This window comes from Pseudomonas poae, from assembly GCF_001439785.1.
Classification (GTDB): domain Bacteria; phylum Pseudomonadota; class Gammaproteobacteria; order Pseudomonadales; family Pseudomonadaceae; genus Aquipseudomonas; species Aquipseudomonas poae.
The window spans coordinates 158,591-174,667 of record NZ_JYLI01000012.1 but is presented as its reverse complement, the minus strand read 5'-3'; the positions used below and the strand labels follow the sequence as shown (position 1 = coordinate 174,667).

The window sequence follows — 16,077 nt, the reverse complement described above, 5'->3', positions numbered from 1 at the left end:
CTTGGTTGGAGTCAGACTCAGTCACCGAACGGCCCGGCCGCGCAGAACGCACCGCCCTGATACACCGCCGCCGGGTCATCGGCAGGCACGGGCGGTTGTTTTTCCACGTGGGCGCGGAACACTTCGGAGCTGTCTTTGGGAGCAAAGCCCAGGTGAGCGGCGTAGCGGTTGTCCCACCAGGTGTCGAGGTTATTGGACATGCCGTACACCACCGTGTGGCCGACGTTTGGCGTATACAGCGCGCGTTCGAGCAGTTGGGTCAGGTCGTCGAAGCTGAGCCAGGTGTGCATCATCCGGCGGTTCTGTGGTTCGGGAAACGAGGAGCCGATGCGGATGCTCACGGTCTCGATGCCGTAGCGGTCGAAGTAGAAACTGGCCATGTCTTCGCCGTAGGACTTGGACAGGCCGTAGTAGCTGTCCGGGCGGCGCGGCGAGTGGGCGTCGAGTGGCTCGCCCTGTTTGTAGAACCCAATCACGTGGTTGGAGCTGGCGAAGATCACGCGCTTCACGCCATGGCGGCGGGCGGCTTCGTAGATATGAAAAATCCCGCTGATATTGGCGCCGAGTACTTCTTCGAACGATCGTTCAACCGACACACCACCAAAATGCAGGATGGCGTCGACACCTTCCACCAGATGGTGCACGGCTTGTTTATCGGCGAGGTCGCAAGGGTGCACTTCTTCATGGGCGGCGGCGGGGGCCATGTCGGCGATGTCCGACAGGCGCAGCACCTGGGCGTAAGGGCGCATGCGCTCGCGCAGTACTTTGCCCAGGCCGCCGGCGGCGCCAGTGATCAGCAGGCGGTTGAATGGAACGGGGGCGGAGGTGGTGGTCATGAAGGTCCCATTTATTGTTGTAGGTTGTCGTATGACTTTGCCGAAGTATCGTTAGGGTTTCACCGGCTTGTCAACGTTCTTGCAGACAGAATGAAAGCACAGTGAGGCGCAAAATGTGGGAGGGGGCTTGCTCCCTCCCACAGGGGATTTGCTGTGAAAGGGAGGTTGAGTGTTACAGCAGGGAAATCGGATAGCTCACAAACAGCCGGTTTTCATCGAACTCGTTGGTGCTGAAATCCCGACGCATGGTCGAGTTGCGCCAGCGCACATTCAGGTTCTTCAGCGCACCGCTTTGTACGGTATAGGCCAGTTCGGACTCGCGTCCCCATTCCTTGCCATCGGTGATCGCCCCGGTGTGCACGTTGCTGCCGCTGATGTAGCGGTTCATCAAGGTCAGCCCCGGCACGCCCAGCACGACGAAGTTGAAGTCATGCCGCACCTGCCAGGATTTTTCCTTGGCGTTGTCGTAGCTGGAGTTATAGCTGTCGTTGGCCAGGGTTCCGCCGCTGGTGCCGTTGACGCGCATCCACACGCTGTCGCCGGTGAGTTTCTGCAGACCGACGTAGAAGGTGTGGCCCTGGTATTTGGCGGAGAACAGCGCGGACACGGTTTTGTTGTCCAGATCGCCGGCCAGTGCGCTGCCGTCTTCCTTGCCGTTGAAGAAACCGAGATTGGCCCCCAGGGTCCAGTCGCCCACAGGCTGGCTGTGGGTGAGGTTGAGGTATTGCTGCTGGTAGATATCGCTGAGTTCGGCGTACCACAGGCCGACCTGGGTGCGCTTGTCGTTGAAGGCGTACTCGCCGCCGCCGAAGTTGAAGCGGTCGGAGGTGAACGCCGCTTTGCCGTTCATGAACATGTCTTCCATGCTCGCGTCGTTGCGCGGGCTGTTGCCGCGAAACTGGCCGCCGTAGAGCGTCAGGCCGGCGATCTCGTTGGAGGTGACCTGGCCGCCGCGAAAGGTTTGCGGCAGGGAGCGGCCGTCGTCGGAGCGCAGAATCGGCAACACCGGCATCCATTCACCGACCTTCAGTTCGGTCTTCGACAGCCGGGTTTTCAGCGCCACGCCCAGGCGCCCGAAGTTGTCGGCCGGACGGCCATCGCTGTGCACCGGCAGCAGTTGCGTGCCGGCGGTGCCTTTGCCGCCGTCGAGCTTCTGCGAGTACAGGCCCAGCACATCCAGGCCGAAACCCACGGTGCCCTGGGTGAAGCCGGACTTAGCATCAAGAATGAAGTTCTGCGTCCACTCCTCAGCCTTGGCCTGGGGGTTGGCCGGGTTGGTGAAGTTGCGGTTGAAGTAGGCGTTACGCAAGTTCAGCGAGGCCTTGGCGTCGTCGAGAAAGCCATCGGCCTGGGCGACGAGGGGCAGCGTGAACGTAAGACTGGCGAAGCTGATGAGACCGAGGTGCGAGGAGGTAGCGCGGGCGAATTGACTCACAGTGAAGCTCCCTTTTTCTTTTGTTGTTTTTATTATTTGTCATACGTTGTCGTACAACATTAGGGCGGATATTTGCGGGGTTTTCGGGGGGTGTCAAGCGGAAGTTATACGATGACTAAACAAATTGTTTGAGGTGAGGCCGTCTCACTGTTGGCTGCGGTGGGTTTGATAGACGTGTTGAATCAGCCAGTCATGGTCATGGGCGGAAGGGTGCCCAGCAGGGAAACCGCCGCCACCGCTGAAATACCGAGTAACCATTCCAGCATGATGCTGGCTTTCAGCGCGCTCACGCGCTGTTCGCAATGCTTAAGGCGCAAACGGTTCAGCAACGCCAGCCCCAGCATGCCGAGCACCAGCAGCACCTTGATCAACAAAATCAGCGCGAACCCGCTGAACAACGGCGTAGGCCACAGTTGTCCGGTGAGTACGCGCACGTTGATCAGGCCCGTCACAAGCAGGCCGGCCACCACACCATAACCGACGCCGCTGAAGCGCCGCAGGATCGATGCCAGTGCCGGCGTTGGCGAGCGCAGTATCAGCACCAACAACAGTAAACCCCCGAGCCAGGCGCCGACGCACACCAGGTGCACCACCTGATTGAGGATCAGCAACTGCCCGCTGAGTCCGTCGAGCATCGCGCCGTGGCCCACCGGTGCAAGGGTCGCCAGTAACAGCGCAAGCAATGGCAGGCGCAGCACCGGCCAGGGTTTGATCAGCGCGATCACGAGCAGCAGGTTCAGCAATAGATGCCAGATCCAGACTTGGCCGAAGAACGTCTTGCCCAGCACCAGTTGCACCGTCGCCGGTTGCAGGGCGGCGTCCCAGGTGCCGGCCATGCTCGCGGTGATCAACAACAACCACACTACGCCCGAACCGAGCCCCAGCCAGGCCAGGCCACGGGTGATGCGCAGCAGTTGCCGGTCCAGCGCCGGTTGCGCGTGCGTGCCCAGCAGCCAGGGCCTGAACGCGCAGGCACCGAACATCAGCAGCACGACGATGAAATGCACGAAACGGCACAGCACCAGCAGCGTCGCCATGGATTATTGGCCGACCTTGAAGCTGTATTCACCGTTGCTCTTGTGGGTGTCGACGGAGACGGCGTTCCACACCACCTTGTAGTTGCCGGCCGCCAGCGGCGCAGCGGGTGTCACGACCAGCACCTTCTTGTCTTTATCCGGTGTGTCCAGGCCTTTGATCGCGATTTCGGTGCCGTCCTTGCTCAGTGAGACTTTGGTGAACGTGGCTTCGACGCCTTCGGTGAACGTCAGGCGCAGCTCCTTGGGCGCTGCGACGCTGCTGTCTGCCGCAGGCTGCGAGCTTTTCAGGTGCGCGTGGGCGAAGGCTGACGCCGCGCCCAGCAGGGAGGCCAGCAGCGCGACGGTGGTGAGGGCTTTTTTGATCAACATTGTTCATACCAATCAAGGAGTAGGGCAGGCAGTGTACGAAGTTTCGGATAAGTCTGTGAGTGGGGGTTCGTGTTTAAGCCTGAAATGAGGGCAAAAAAGGTAGGCGAAGGCGCTACAGCCAAACGGCGTCCCACAGCGGGTAGTCGCCGATTCGATCCACCAGCCCCGCCCGCAGGGGATTGGCCACCACATGCCTGGCCGTTTTCACAAGGTCATCCTGCTGTCGCTGAGCTTGATCGGCAGGCTTTTGGCAGGATGTGTCTGGAAGGGCTTGCTCCCGATGGCGGTGGGTCAGCCACACGTGTATCAACTGACTCAACGCTATCGGTAGCAGCCCCTTCCACATTTGGAGCTGTGTTGAGCATTAAAACGTGCCTGGTTCCCAGCCACCGCCGAGCGCGGTGAGTAGCCCCACGCTCGCCTGCAACTGCCGCGTCTGTGCTGCCTGCAACGCTCGCTGCGCTTGCAATGCCGCGGTCTGTGCGGTCACCACTTCCAGGTAACTCACCGCGCCTGCCTGATAGCTGTTCATTGCCAGCGTCTGGGTGTGCTGCGCCGCATCCGCTGCCGCTTGTTCATCCTCGGCCTGGCGCTGCAAGTCGCGCAGTTGCGCCAGGTTGTCTTCCACCTCGCGCACGGCTTTCAGCACCTGGCTGCGATACTGCGCCGAGGCTTCTTCGAACTCGGCTTTGGCCTGGCGCTCATTGGCGCTCAAGCGCCCGCCGTTGAAGATCGGCAGGTTGACCAGCGGTCCCAGCGCCCAGTAACGATTGCCGGCATATAGCAGGTTGCCAACGCCCTGTGTCTGTCCGCCGATCAGGCCGGTCAAGCTGAAATCCGGGTACCACGCCGCTCTGGCTACACCAATATTCGCATTGGCCGCAAACACACGACGCTCCGCTGCCGCTATGTCGGGGCGACGTTGCAGTAGGTGGCTCGGCAGTTGCGCAGGAATCAGCGGCAGGGCGATCAAGTGCGGGCTGGGCGGCAGGGAGAAATCACTGGCCGTCACACCCACCAGCTCACCGATGGCATGTTCGGTGAGGTTGCGCTGCCCGCGCACTTCATCCAGCTGCGCCCTGGCCTGCGCCAGTTGACTTTGCGCGCGCGTCAGGTCCAGCTCTGAAGCGATCTGGCCTTCATAGCGGTTGCGCGTCAGTTGCAGTGCCTGGCTGAAATCATCCAGCGAACGCTCAAGAGTCCGGCGCTGCACATCCAATCCATTGAGCTGCACATACAAGGTTGCCAGCTGGTGCTGCAGGTTCAACCTCGCCACCGCCAGCTCATCCCCCGACGCGTGCGCCTTGGCATCTCCCGCCGCCACCTGGTTGCGGATTTTGCCCCACAGGTCCAGGTCGTAGCTCAGCGAAAATTCGGCGGTATCGCTGTTGTACACCGACGGCTGCGTACCCCCGCGCAGCGGCCGCGAATCCGACTGCCGTTGGCGCAGCGGCTGCGCGCTGGCGTTGATCTGCGGGAACAGTCCTGCGTGCAACTGGCTGGCATACGCCTGGGCTGCATCGAAATGCGCCAGCGCCGCCGCCAAGTCTGGGTTGGCCTTGAGCAATTGCTGCTGCAGGCTATTGAGGCGCGCATCGTTGTAAAACGTCCACCACTGCGGCGCCATTCGGTCGGACGGCTGCGCGCTGTGCCAGGGGCCCTCGCGGTAATCGGCCGGCAGATCGACCCTCGGTACCTGGTAGGTCGGCGCCATCGAGCAACCCTGCAATGCCAGCAGCATCAACGCCACCACCGATTCACGCCGCATGCGCACCTCCAGCGGTAGCGGCCAGCTGCACCGGATCGCCCTCGCGCAGTGCATCGGGCGGGTTGTCGACCACGCGGTCGGCGGAGTTGAGCCCTTGATCGATCACCAGGCGAGCGCCCAGGTCGAGGCCGATATGAATGCCCTGCAAGTGCACATGGTTCTGCGCATCCAGCAGCGCCACCTGAGTGCCCTGGGCACGGAAGATCAATGCGCTGGCCGGAATGCTCACGCCGTGGGTATCGGCTGGAACCGGCAGCGTGGCTTCGGCGTAATCGCCGGGCAGCAACGCATCGCCTGGGTTATCGACCACGAACTGCGCGAGCAGGGTACCGGAACGGCGGTCGATGGCGGTGGAGTCGCCGACCAAGCGCGCCTTGAAGTGTTCGCCAGGATGCTCGGGCACCGTCAGCTCGGCGTGCAGGCCCGGATGGATAACCGCCGCGTAGTTCTGCGGCACCGGCACATACAGGCGCAATTGGTGCGTGTCGGCGAGGTTGAACAAGGCCAGGTTGCTGTCGGTATCGGCCTTGATCAACTGGCCGATATCGGTATTACGCGCGGTGATGGTGCCGGCGAACGGTGCGCGCAGGGTCTTGTAGCTTTCCAGTGCGCGCAGTCGCGCATAGTCGGCTGCGGCGGCCTGGGCATTGGCCTTGGCGGCGGCCGCATCCGAGGTTTTCTCATCGGCTTCCTGACGCGACACCGAATGGCTCGCCAGCAGGTGTTGCCAACGCGTGGCAGTGGTGGCCGCCAGGCGCGCATTGGCTTGTTGCTGGACCAGTTGCGCATGGGTTTGCGCCAATTGCTGGTCCAGGTCCGGGCTGTCGATGTCGGCGAGCACCTGCCCGGCCTTGACCCGGCTGCCGATATCGACTTTCCAGTCCTTGAGGTAGCCGCTGACCCGCGCATGGATCGGCGCCTTGCTCCAGGCCTCCAGGTGCGCGGGCAAGCGTAGGGTATCGCCGGCGGCGTTGCGTTGGGGTTGCACCACCCTGACCTGTGCGATGGCAGCGGTTTCGGTCCAGGCGCTGACCGAGCGCGCGTGCAGTGCGCGCGCGTGCAGACCGTGGGCGACCAACAGGGCGGCCAGGGTCAGGCCGCCGACGCCCAGGAGCATCAAGCGCTTGCGCGAGGGGGTGTGATCAGACGACATGAGGGGTTTCTCCAGCAGTGGCGCGAGTAGGGTGGCGTCCGTGGACCAGGCTGAAAACCACGGGAACGAATAGCAGGGTGGCGACGGTGGCGCAGATCAGGCCGCCAATGACGGCACGGCCCAGGGGCGCGTTTTGCTCCTGGGACAGGGCCAGGGGCAGCATGCCGATGATCATCGCCAGGGCGGTCATGCACACCGGGCGAAAGCGTGTGTAGCCGGCCTCGAGTGCGGCCTTCAACGCATCGCCATGCACGGCCAGGCGCTCACGGCAGAAGCTCACCACCAGGATCGAATTGGCCGTCGCCACGCCCATGCACAGGATCGCGCCGGTGAGTGCCGGCACCGACAGCGATGTGCCGCTGAGGAACAGCATCCACACGATGCCGGCCAGCGCGGCCGGCAAGGCGGTGATGATCACGAAGGGGTCGGCCCAGGACTGGAAGTTGACCACGATCAGCAGGTAGATCAGCAGCACTGCGCCGAGCAGGCCGACGCTCAAGCCGGTGAAGGCTTCGTGCAGCGCGTCGATCTGCCCGTGCAGGCTGATCGTCGCGCCTTTGGGGCGCAGGTGCGCGGTGTCATCCAGTACGGTTTGTACGTCACGGGCGACGCCGCCGAGGTCACGGCCTTGCACGTTGGCGTAGAGGTCCAGCGTTGGCTGGATGTTGTAGTGGGTCACCACGGCCGGGCTGTGAGTGCGGGAAATGCTGGCGACACCGGCGAGGATCTGCGACTGGCCGTCGGTGCCGGTCACCGGCAGTGCTTCGAGCGCCGGCAAGCTGTCGAGGCGGTACTGCGGCGTTGCCGCCACAATCGAATACGACACGCCATTGGCCGGGTTGAGCCAGAACGTCGGCGCCACCTGGGAGCTGCCGGCCAGCGACGCCACCATGCTGTTGGTCACGTCCTTTTCCGTGATGCCCAGGCCATTGGCGCGCAGCCGGTCGACATTCACCTGCAGCGACGGATAGCCGGTGGACTGCTGCAGACGCAGGTCGGCAATGCCCGGCACATGCTGCAGGCGCCGCTCAAGTTCCACCGCATAGGCGCGGTTTTCGGCATCGCTGCGCCCGGAGATTTTAATGTCCAGCGGCGCCGGCGTGCCGAAGTTGAGGATCTGGCTGCTGATGTCTGCGGGCAGGAACGCGAAGTGGCTGCCGGGGAAGCTTCGGGGCAGGGTTTCGCGCAGTTGTTTGATGTAGTCGGCGCTGGGTGCGTGATCCTTTTTCAGGCTGACCTGAATATCGCCGTCCTGCGGGCCGATGGTGCCGCTGCTGCTGTAGGCCATGTCGATGCCGCTGAGCGGAATGCCGATATTGTCGACGATGGTGTCCAGCTCAGTGGCCGGAATCACTTGGCGAATGCGCGCTTCAATGCGGTCGAACGCGGCGGCGCTTTCTTCGATGCGCGTGCCCAGCGGCAGGCGCACGTGAAGCGCCAGGGCACCGGCGTCGGTGGCGGGGAAGAAGTCCTCGCCCAGGCTCGGCAGCAGCAGGAACGAGGCCAGCACGCACGCGAGAAAGCCTGCGATAAAGCGTTTGCGCTGGCCCAGGGCAAGCGTCAGCAGGCCATGGTAGGTATCGCGCAGGTTCGAAAAGCGTCGCTCGAAGCCCTGCTGGACATTCACCACCGATTGCAGCATCGCATGGCGCGGCTGCGGGTGATGCTCGCCCTCATGGTGATTGATGAAGGCATCTTCCGGATGATGGCCTGGGCCCGGCTCCGGCGCGTGTGGCTTGAGCAGATACATCGCCAGGGTCGGCACCAGGGTGCGCGAGAGGATGAACGAGCTGGCCATGGCGAACATCACCGCCAGCGCCATCGGCCGGAACAGATAGCCGGCGATGCCTTGCAGCAGAAACATCGGCACGAACACGATGCAGATGCACAGCAGCGAAACGAAGGCCGGACCGACGATCTGCGCGGCGCCGTCAAGGATCGCGGTCTTCACCGCCTTGCCCTGTTCCAGGTGCCAGTTGATGTTTTCGATGGTCACCGTGGCGTCGTCCACCAGAATCCCTACCGCCAATGCCAAGCCGCCAAGGGTCATGACGTTGAGCGTTTGCCCGCTGACCGCCAGCAGCGCGATGGCCGAGAGCACGGCGAGGGGAATCGACGCGGCGATGATCACGGTGGAGCGCCAGCTGCCGAGGAACAGCAGGATCATCGCGCTGGTCAGCAGCGCGGCGATGATGCCTTCCTGGGCCACGCTGCCCACTGATTGCTTGACGAACACCGAGGCGTCACCCAGCAGCGAAGTCTTCAGCGACGGCGGCAGGGTTTCGTTGATGCGTGGCAGCATTTTACGGATGCCGTCGATGATCGACAGGGTCGAGATGCTGCCGTTTTTCAGCGCCGGCATCAGCACTGCGCGATGGCCGTCGACGCGCACGATGTTGGTCTGCGGCGGCGAGCCGTCGCGCACGTGGGCCACCTGACCGATGGTGATCAGCGCGCCGTCGACGGTCTTGATCGGCAGGTCGTTGAGTTCGTCGATGGCCTTGGGGCTGTTGTTGAGCAGGACCGTGTATTCGTTGGGCCCCAGCTTGGCGGTGCCCACCGGGATGATCTGGTTCTGCAGTGCCAGGGCCGTGCCCACGTCCTGTGCCGACAGGCCTTTGGCGGCCAGGGCCTGTGGGTCCAGGTCAAGGGTGATCTGGCGTTGCCTGCCGCCCATGGGGGTGGGCATAGCCAGGCCGGGCAGGGCGCTCAGGGGCAAGCGGATAGCGTTCTGCACCAGGTCGCGAATCCTCGCTTCGGAGAGACTGGGGCTGGAAAACGCCATTTGCAGGATCGGCACCGTGGAGGCGCTGTAGTTGAGGATCAGCGGCGGCGTGATGCCCGGCGGCATTTGCTTGAGCACGGTCTGTGAGACGGCGGTGACCTGGGCGTTGGCGGTGCGGATATCCACGCCGGTCTGGAAGAAAATTTTGACGATGCCCATGCCGGGCAGCGATTGCGATTCGATATGTTCGATGTCGTTGACGGTGGTGCTCAACGCGCGCTCATAGGTGTAGATCACCCGACCGGCCATGGCGTCCGGCGACAGGCCGTTGTATTGCCACACCACCGCAACCACGGGGATGCCGATATCCGGGAACACATCTGTGGGGGTACGCAGGGCCGCCATCGGCCCGATGATGCAGATGACGATGGCCAACACGATGAAGGTGTACGGCTTGTGCAGTGCGGTCTTTACCAGCCCGAGCATGCGTGACTCTCCAAAAAGGCGGGATTGCAAACCCCGGCAGTCTCGGGCGACCCGCCTAACACGCACCTTTCAGCCAGATGAAGGAAGATTTAGTCAGCGGCTTAACATTGCTTCATCCGTATTCATTTGTTCTGCAAACGACCGCTCTTCAAGCTTGTTGCCCATCGCAACTGTCTTTTCCGGAGTTCTGTCATGTCATTGAAAACGCTGTGCTTGATGCCTGTTGTCGCTGTATTGCTGTCGGCCTGCGCCGGCCCGCTCCCCAAGGCTGATCCGGGCGATGCGTGGATCGGCTTGAAGGAAGAAACCCCAAATGATCTGATGGCCGAGCGGGTGGATGGCAAGCGGGTGGACGACGGGCGCTTTTTTGAAGTGACACCGGGAGATCATCGGCTCGACGTGACGTTGTTCGAGGAGCCGGCGGGCGACGACAATCAGCAGGACTGCCAGGGTAGGGTCGAGTACAGGCATTTCAAGGCGGGCGAGCACTACACGCTGGTGGAGTCCAGTCTGGGCACAACCGTGCGCGCAACACTGATGGATGGGCACGGCAAAGAGGTTGCGGCGACTCAGGACTTCAGTTGCATGCCTGGCTAGGCGTGGCGCACCGCGCCTTTTGCGGCTTTACGGGTGTGGCGTGGGGGTGATGGTGCCGACGGGCAATGCGCAATACCCCCCACAACATGGCGGCGGCCACCGCCAGCCAACCGCAGATCAACATCGCAATGGTTGTTACAAGGCTCATTCCGGCCTCCTCTTGCCCGCACGGGGCACACTCGGTCTTCTTGGTTGACAGCCTGGCTACGTGACGGTTGCCTGTTGTTGACCAATGGTCATGCCATCCAACTCGTTTGCATAACCACAGCCGTGATTGGGCTATGATTTGTGCCCTCATTGGCGGTTGATCAGAGAGTAGAAAATTGCGGTTACCCTTGAACCTGAAACCTGTCTTGTGGCTGGCCTGTGCAGTGGGGCTGGCGGCGTGTTCCTCCCATCCCTCGAAACTGGCAGGCCTGCCGGAACGCATGGAACTCAACGGCGTGCCGACCTTTCGCAGCGAGGCCTATCAAAGCGGTCCCACGGCATTGGCCAGCATGCTGTCGCAACAAGGCATTGTGATGACACCGGGACTGCTGGATAAGCCGTTGCATCTGCCCGGCGCCGAGGCCGACCTTGCGCGCAACATGCAGGTGCTGGCGCGTGAATACGGGCTGATGGTGTACCCGCTGGACGCAAGGCTGACGGCCGTGCTGGCGCAGGTGGCTGCCGGTTACCCGGTGATGGCGCGCCTCGGTGGCGGGCTGTGGTCGGACGCGCGGTATGTGGTGGTGGTCGGCTTCAACCAGCAGAAAAGCACGGTGCTGCTGCGCTCGGGCATGAACCGGCGTCTGTTGATGGACTTCAGTGATTTCGAATCAAAATGGAGCAGCGCCGGAAGCTGGGCAATCCTGACCCAACGTCCGAGTCAGTTGCCGGCAAATGTCGATGCGCAGCGTTGGCGCGACGCCGCCAATGCCACCGCCGAGGCCGGGCAGGAGCAGGCAGCGGCTCAGGCGCTCAAAGTGTTGGCCGAACATAAATAGAATGTTGGCATGCAAATGAGTGTGGGAGGGGGCAAGCCCCCATGCCGTTCAGTTAAGCGAACGCGATGCTCAAAGTAACGAAGATCAAATGTGGGAGCTGGCTTGCCAGCGAAGGCGTCGCCCCGGCAAACATTGATAGTGACTGACCCACCGCTTTCGCGGGCAAGCTCCCCTCCTCATCTGGAACTGTTCCTGAATTGGAACTTGCTGCATTATTCAGCGCTGTACATGCGCCGCATTCGGGCGGCTTTTCAGATTCTTGTCAGCCTTGTAGCGCAGCGCCACATCGGGCACCGAGCCGCTCTTGCCGGTCTCGACCCAATTGCGAATACGGCCGGCATCGGCAAAGTGAGTGAATTTGCCGAACGCATCCAGGATCACCAGCGACACCGGACGGTTGCCCATGCTGGTCACCAGCACCAGGCAGTGGCCGGCCTGGTTGGTGAAGCCGGTCTTGGTCAGCTTGATGTCCCAGTTGGCGCGGTTGATCAGGTGGTCGGTGTTGGAGAAGCCCAGTGTGTAGTTGGGCTTGCGGAACGACACAGTCTTTTCCTTGGTGGTGCTCAACTGGCTGAGCAGCGGGTAATGCCGTGCGGCAGCCAGCAGCTTGCTCAGGTCGCGGGCGGTCGACACGTTGTGGATCGACAGGCCGGTGGGCTCCACATAATGGGTGCTGGTCATGCCCAGCGCCTTGGCCTTGGCGTTCATCGCCGCGATAAACGCTGCGTAACCTCCCGGATAGTGGTGCGCCAGGCTCGCGGCGGCGCGGTTTTCCGAGGACATCAGGGCGATCAGCAGCATTTCCTTGCGCGGCATCTGGCTGCCGATTTTGACGCGGGAGAACACGCCTTTCATCTCCGGCGTGTCGGTGATGTTGATATCGATGTACTCGTCCATGTTCTGCTTGGCTTCCAGCACGATCAGGCCGGTCATCAGCTTGCTCACCGAGGCGATAGGCACCACGACGTCGGGGTTGCTGGAATAGATGACTTTATTGGTCTGCAGGTCCACCAGCATGGCGCTGCCGGAAGCGATCTGCAGTTTGGACGTATCACGCGGGGCCTGGGTGGTTTCGGCGGCGTGGGCGAATGTGCCTGTCAAAGCGAAAAACAGACTGACAAGAGAGAGACGAATTTTCACGCGGGTGAACTCGCTAAAAAGTAATGAAAGACCGTTGGGGAAACGGCTGGTAAGAAAAATGACGTTACATTCTAGGAGTATGGATGGATAACTGTCGAATGTTCTTCCAGAACCAGACGAAAGTGCTTAAAAAATAACAAAAAACAGTTTTTCTACGGACAATAAAAAGCCCCGCGATAAGGCGAGGCTTTTTCAGTACGCGAGGTTATTAGCCGTGCAGGGTCTCTGCGGCGTACAACGTATTTTCCAACAGGCATGCGCGGGTCATTGGACCTACGCCACCCGGCACCGGCGTGATCCAGCCGGCACGGGGCAGGGCGGTGTCATACACCACATCGCCGACCAGCTTGCCGTCGTCCTGGCGGTTGATGCCTACGTCAATGACGATGGCGCCTGGCTTGATCCATTCACCTTTCACCAGGCCCGGCTTGCCGGCGGCGACCACGACCAGGTCGGCACGACCGACATGGCCGGCAAGATCCCTGGTGAAACGGTGGGTAACGGTGACGGTGCAGCCGGCCAGCAGCAGCTCCATTGCCATCGGGCGACCGACGATGTTGGAGGCACCCACCACCACCGCATCGAGACCGTAGAGGTCGATGCCGGTGCTTTCGAGCAGCGTCATGATGCCTTTGGGGGTGCACGGGCGCAGCAGCGGGATACGTTGGGCCAGACGGCCGACGTTATAAGGGTGGAAACCGTCGACGTCCTTGTCCGGGCGGATGCGTTCGAGCAGTTTGGACGCGTCCAGGTGCTCGGGCAGTGGCAGTTGCAGCAGGATGCCGTCGATGCCCGGGTCTTCGTTGAGGCCGTCAATCAGGTCGGTAAGGGCCTGTTGAGTGGTGTCGCTGGGCAAGTCGTAGGCCTTGGAAATAAAGCCGACCTCTTCACAGTCTTTACGCTTGTGCGAGACATAAACCTGAGAGGCAGGATCGCTGCCCACCAGGATCACCGCGAGGCCCGGCGTGCGCAGGCCTTGCTCGCGACGCTCGGTAACGCGTTTGGCGATCTGCTGGCGCAGGCTGGCGGCGATTGATTTGCCGTCGATAAGTTGTGCAGTCATTACGCGTGATTAACCATCGAGAGGGGGAAGAAAAGTGCGCGCATTCTCGCACGCCGAGGCGTGAGGGCAAAGGCGCTTGGTCCGCAAATTGCCCTAAGCCCTTAAATAAAATCAGTTTTTTTCAAAAAAGATTTGACGGGTTTCCGGGCCCTCTATACTATTCGTCGCACTTGTCGGGCACAGCCTAGCACTGGTTAAGAAGGTCGAGCAGAATCGTTGTTCTGCAAGGCTGGAAAGCACTTAGTTTGTAATCCTCCAAGAGTACAGATTAATAAGGCGCCCGTAGCTCAGCTGGATAGAGCATCCGCCTTCTAAGCGGATGGTCGCAGGTTCGAGTCCTGCCGGGTGCGCCATTAGGCAGCTTTGGCACAAGTAGCGCTATATGGTGGGCGTAGCTCAGTTGGTAGAGCACGGGATTGTGACTCCCGTTGTCGAGGGTTCGATCCCCTTCGTCCACCCCATATTTTGAAAGGCGCCAGATTAATCATCTGGCGCCTTTGCTTTAAGAGCTGCAAGCGCGGATGTGGTGGAATTGGTAGACACACTGGATTTAGGTTCCAGCGCCGCGAGGCGTAAGAGTTCGAGTCTCTTCATCCGCACCAATCAAGCGTCATCAGGCCCCAGGGCGTGATGAGGCCAGACGAAGAAGTTGTTTGAGTGCTTCGTCGATGCAAGATGGTGGGCGTAGCTCAGTTGGTAGAGCACGGGATTGTGACTCCCGTTGTCGAGGGTTCGATCCCCTTCGTCCACCCCATATTCGAAAGGCGCCAGATTTAACAGTCTGGCGCCTTTTTTGGTTTTGGCGGTTCGAGTATTCGGCGACTGCAGGTAATGGGTCGCAAGGGCAGGGCGCTTCATCGTTTTTATGTGTCTCGATGCTGCTGCGCTGCCTGCCGTCCCTGTTCGCAGGGAGGGTCGTCAGGGAGATGAATGGCCTTTTCTTTATATAGAAGAGGCGGCGCAGAGCCCTGGCGCGATTGGCTTTATTTGTCACCGGGGCGAAGTCCATCAGTGCCTTCGTACCGATAAAACGGCGGCTGTTTTCGCGCGTATTTCCAGCAGGGTGACTTCTTGAGTTTGACCCACTAGAATGCATGCCCTTGATTGGGGTCGGAAATGGCCGGCTAATGTCTGTGCAACGAGGAATATCCATGCAAGTTTCTGTTGAAAATACTACTGCTCTCGAGCGCCGCATGAGCATCACCGTGCCGGCTGAGCGTATCGAGACTGCGGTCAACAAGCGTCTGCAGCAGACCGCCCAAAAAGCCAAGATCGCTGGTTTCCGTCCAGGCAAAGTGCCAATGAGCGAAATCAAGCGCCGTTTTGGTGCTGATGCGCGTCAGGAAGCGGTAGGTGACGTGATCCAGGCTTCCTTCTATGAAGCTGTCGTTGAGCAAAAGCTGAATCCGGCTGGCTCGCCTTCCATCGAGCCCAAGTCCCTGGAAGCTGGCAAGGACCTGGAATACGTTGCCGTATTCGAAGTGTTCCCCGAGTTCGAAGTTGCCGGTTTTGACGGTATCGAAATCGAGCGCCTGAGCGCTGAAGTGGCTGATGCCGATCTGGATAACATGCTGGACATCCTGCGCAAGCAGAACACCCGTTTTGAAGTGGCCGAACGTGCCGCACAGAACGAAGACCAGTTGAACATCGATTTCGTGGGCAAGGTTGACGGCGAAGCATTCGCTGGCGGCTCGGCCAAGGGTACTCAACTGGTGCTGGGCTCCAACCGCATGATCCCGGGTTTTGAAGACGGTCTGGTTGGCGCCAAGGCCGGCGAAGAACGCGTGCTGAACCTGGAATTCCCGGCTGACTACCAGAACCTGGACCTGGCTGGTAAAGCCGCCGAATTCACCGTAACGGTCAACACCGTGTCCGAGCCCAAGCTGCCTGAGCTGAACGAAGAGTTCTTCGCTCAATTCGGCATCAAGGAAACCGGCATCGAAGGCTTCCGCACCGAAGTTCGCAAGAACATGGAGCGTGAGCTGCGTCAGGCCATCAAGTCCAAGGTCAAGAACCAGGTCATGGACGGTCTGCTGGCCGCCAACCCGATCGAAGTGCCAAAGGCCCTGCTGTCCAACGAAGTGGACCGTCTGCGCGTACAGGCTGTTCAACAGTTCGGCGGCAACGTCAAGCCTGATCAACTGCCGGCCGAGCTGTTCGAAGAGCAAGCCAAGCGTCGCGTTGTACTGGGTCTGGTCGTGGCTGAAGTGGTCAAGCAATTCGACCTCAAGCCTGATGAAGATCGCGTACGTGAAATGATCCAGGAAATGGCTTCGGCCTACCAGGAGCCTGAGCAGGTTGTGTCTTGGTACTACAAGAACGACCAGCAACTGAACGAAGTACGTTCGGTTGTGCTGGAAGAACAAGTTGTGGATACTGTTCTGCAGAAGGCTAAGGTGACCGATAAGACGGTCTCTTACGAAGAAGCAGTCAAACCGGCGGAAGCAGCACAAGCCGACTGATTGTCCAACTCGTTGGAAAT

The 16,077-nt window shown here is 61.0% G+C and carries 13 protein-coding genes, 4 tRNA genes and 1 pseudogene; 7 read left to right on the top strand and 11 right to left on the bottom strand.

From position 1 onward, the window contains the following. Nucleotides 1-17 precede the first annotated feature (17 nt). The 8 genes and pseudogenes from TU75_RS16145 to TU75_RS16110 all read right to left on the bottom strand — a co-directional run bounded on the left by TU75_RS16145 (nt 18) and on the right by TU75_RS16110 (nt 9,809). A complete protein-coding gene (locus TU75_RS16145; protein WP_003238249.1) occupies nt 18-836 on the bottom strand; it encodes an NAD-dependent epimerase/dehydratase family protein in 819 nt (272 codons plus the stop codon). Nucleotides 837-1,008: 172 nt separating this feature from the next. Next, nucleotides 1,009-2,271 carry an OprD family porin gene (locus tag TU75_RS16140; RefSeq protein ID WP_003238251.1) on the bottom strand — a complete coding sequence of 421 codons (1,263 nt, stop codon included), beginning with the start codon at nt 2,269-2,271 and terminating at the stop codon, nt 1,009-1,011. A 182-nt stretch (nt 2,272-2,453) separates the two neighbouring features. Further along, nucleotides 2,454-3,308, bottom strand: a complete 855-nt coding sequence (gene copD, locus TU75_RS16135) for a copper homeostasis membrane protein CopD (protein ID WP_060549488.1) — start codon at nt 3,306-3,308, stop codon at nt 2,454-2,456. Nucleotides 3,309-3,311: 3 nt separating this feature from the next. Further along, entirely contained in the window at nt 3,312-3,677 is a 366-nt protein-coding gene (copC, locus tag TU75_RS16130; RefSeq protein ID WP_003238255.1) for a copper homeostasis periplasmic binding protein CopC, read from the bottom strand. 112 nt (nt 3,678-3,789) lie between these two features. Next, nucleotides 3,790-3,915 (bottom strand): annotated as a pseudogene (locus tag TU75_RS26705) (REP-associated tyrosine transposase); the annotation flags it as partial. A 126-nt stretch (nt 3,916-4,041) separates the two neighbouring features. Further along, nucleotides 4,042-5,445 carry an efflux transporter outer membrane subunit gene (locus TU75_RS16120; RefSeq protein WP_414860454.1) on the bottom strand — a complete coding sequence of 468 codons (1,404 nt, stop codon included), beginning with the start codon at nt 5,443-5,445 and terminating at the stop codon, nt 4,042-4,044. Continuing rightward, nucleotides 5,435-6,598 carry an efflux RND transporter periplasmic adaptor subunit gene (locus TU75_RS16115; RefSeq protein ID WP_060549486.1) on the bottom strand — a complete coding sequence of 388 codons (1,164 nt, stop codon included), beginning with the start codon at nt 6,596-6,598 and terminating at the stop codon, nt 5,435-5,437. Before TU75_RS16115 ends, TU75_RS16120 begins: the two co-directional genes overlap by 11 nt. Continuing rightward, nucleotides 6,588-9,809, bottom strand: a complete 3,222-nt coding sequence (locus TU75_RS16110; protein WP_060549485.1) for an efflux RND transporter permease subunit — start codon at nt 9,807-9,809, stop codon at nt 6,588-6,590. Before TU75_RS16110 ends, TU75_RS16115 begins: the two co-directional genes overlap by 11 nt. A 192-nt stretch (nt 9,810-10,001) precedes the next feature. Between TU75_RS16110 and TU75_RS16105 the strand changes: the two genes are divergently transcribed. Next, nucleotides 10,002-10,406: a PA0061/PA0062 family lipoprotein gene (locus TU75_RS16105; protein WP_003238265.1), complete on the top strand. Its 405-nt coding sequence runs from the start codon at nt 10,002-10,004 to the stop codon at nt 10,404-10,406. Here TU75_RS16105 and TU75_RS27665 read toward each other — a convergent pair. Then, nucleotides 10,387-10,554: a hypothetical protein gene (locus tag TU75_RS27665; protein ID WP_163001008.1), complete on the bottom strand. Its 168-nt coding sequence runs from the start codon at nt 10,552-10,554 to the stop codon at nt 10,387-10,389. The genes TU75_RS16105 and TU75_RS27665 overlap by 20 nt on opposite strands. Nucleotides 10,555-10,741: 187 nt before the next feature. On the opposite strand from TU75_RS27665, the gene TU75_RS16100 reads away from it, so the two are divergent. Next, complete coding sequence (locus TU75_RS16100; protein ID WP_414860455.1) at nt 10,742-11,392, top strand: peptidase C39 family protein; 651 nt, start codon at nt 10,742-10,744, stop codon at nt 11,390-11,392. A gap of 216 nt (nt 11,393-11,608) precedes the next feature. On the opposite strand, the gene pbpG is transcribed toward TU75_RS16100, so the two are convergent. After that, nucleotides 11,609-12,532, bottom strand: coding sequence for a D-alanyl-D-alanine endopeptidase (pbpG, locus tag TU75_RS16095; protein ID WP_003238270.1), 924 nt, complete (start codon nt 12,530-12,532; stop codon nt 11,609-11,611). A 208-nt stretch (nt 12,533-12,740) separates the two neighbouring features. Beyond that, nucleotides 12,741-13,595 carry a bifunctional methylenetetrahydrofolate dehydrogenase/methenyltetrahydrofolate cyclohydrolase FolD gene (gene folD / locus TU75_RS16090; RefSeq protein WP_015372462.1) on the bottom strand — a complete coding sequence of 285 codons (855 nt, stop codon included), beginning with the start codon at nt 13,593-13,595 and terminating at the stop codon, nt 12,741-12,743. 276 nt (nt 13,596-13,871) lie between these two features. Between folD and TU75_RS16085 the strand changes: the two genes are divergently transcribed. The 5 genes from TU75_RS16085 to tig all read left to right on the top strand — a co-directional run bounded on the left by TU75_RS16085 (nt 13,872) and on the right by tig (nt 16,057). Next, nucleotides 13,872-13,948 (top strand) — tRNA-Arg (locus TU75_RS16085). A gap of 32 nt (nt 13,949-13,980) precedes the next feature. Continuing rightward, nucleotides 13,981-14,056 (top strand) — tRNA-His (locus TU75_RS16080). Between the two features lie 56 nt (nt 14,057-14,112). Next, nucleotides 14,113-14,197 (top strand) — tRNA-Leu (locus tag TU75_RS16075). A gap of 76 nt (nt 14,198-14,273) precedes the next feature. Beyond that, nucleotides 14,274-14,349, top strand: a tRNA-His gene (locus TU75_RS16070). A 397-nt stretch (nt 14,350-14,746) separates the two neighbouring features. Next, on the top strand, nt 14,747-16,057 hold the full coding sequence (gene tig, locus TU75_RS16065) for a trigger factor (protein WP_003238273.1): 1,311 nt from the start codon (nt 14,747-14,749) through the stop codon (nt 16,055-16,057). Nucleotides 16,058-16,077 lie beyond the last annotated feature (20 nt).

Excerpts from the sequence above, each read along its gene's own strand:
- TU75_RS16145 (WP_003238249.1), bottom strand. The coding sequence starts at position 836 with ATGACCACCACCTCCGCCCCCGTTCCATTCAACCGCCTGCTGATCACT.
- copD (WP_060549488.1), bottom strand. The coding sequence starts at position 3,308 with ATGGCGACGCTGCTGGTGCTGTGCCGTTTCGTGCATTTCATCGTCGTG.
- copC (WP_003238255.1), bottom strand. The coding sequence starts at position 3,677 with ATGTTGATCAAAAAAGCCCTCACCACCGTCGCGCTGCTGGCCTCCCTG.
- TU75_RS16120 (WP_414860454.1), bottom strand. The coding sequence starts at position 5,445 with ATGCGGCGTGAATCGGTGGTGGCGTTGATGCTGCTGGCATTGCAGGGT.
- TU75_RS16115 (WP_060549486.1), bottom strand. The coding sequence starts at position 6,598 with ATGTCGTCTGATCACACCCCCTCGCGCAAGCGCTTGATGCTCCTGGGC.
- TU75_RS16110 (WP_060549485.1), bottom strand. The coding sequence starts at position 9,809 with ATGCTCGGGCTGGTAAAGACCGCACTGCACAAGCCGTACACCTTCATC.
- TU75_RS16105 (WP_003238265.1), top strand. The coding sequence starts at position 10,002 with ATGTCATTGAAAACGCTGTGCTTGATGCCTGTTGTCGCTGTATTGCTG.
- TU75_RS27665 (WP_163001008.1), bottom strand. The coding sequence starts at position 10,554 with ATGAGCCTTGTAACAACCATTGCGATGTTGATCTGCGGTTGGCTGGCG.
- folD (WP_015372462.1), bottom strand. The coding sequence starts at position 13,595 with ATGACTGCACAACTTATCGACGGCAAATCAATCGCCGCCAGCCTGCGC.
- tig (WP_003238273.1), top strand. The coding sequence starts at position 14,747 with ATGCAAGTTTCTGTTGAAAATACTACTGCTCTCGAGCGCCGCATGAGC.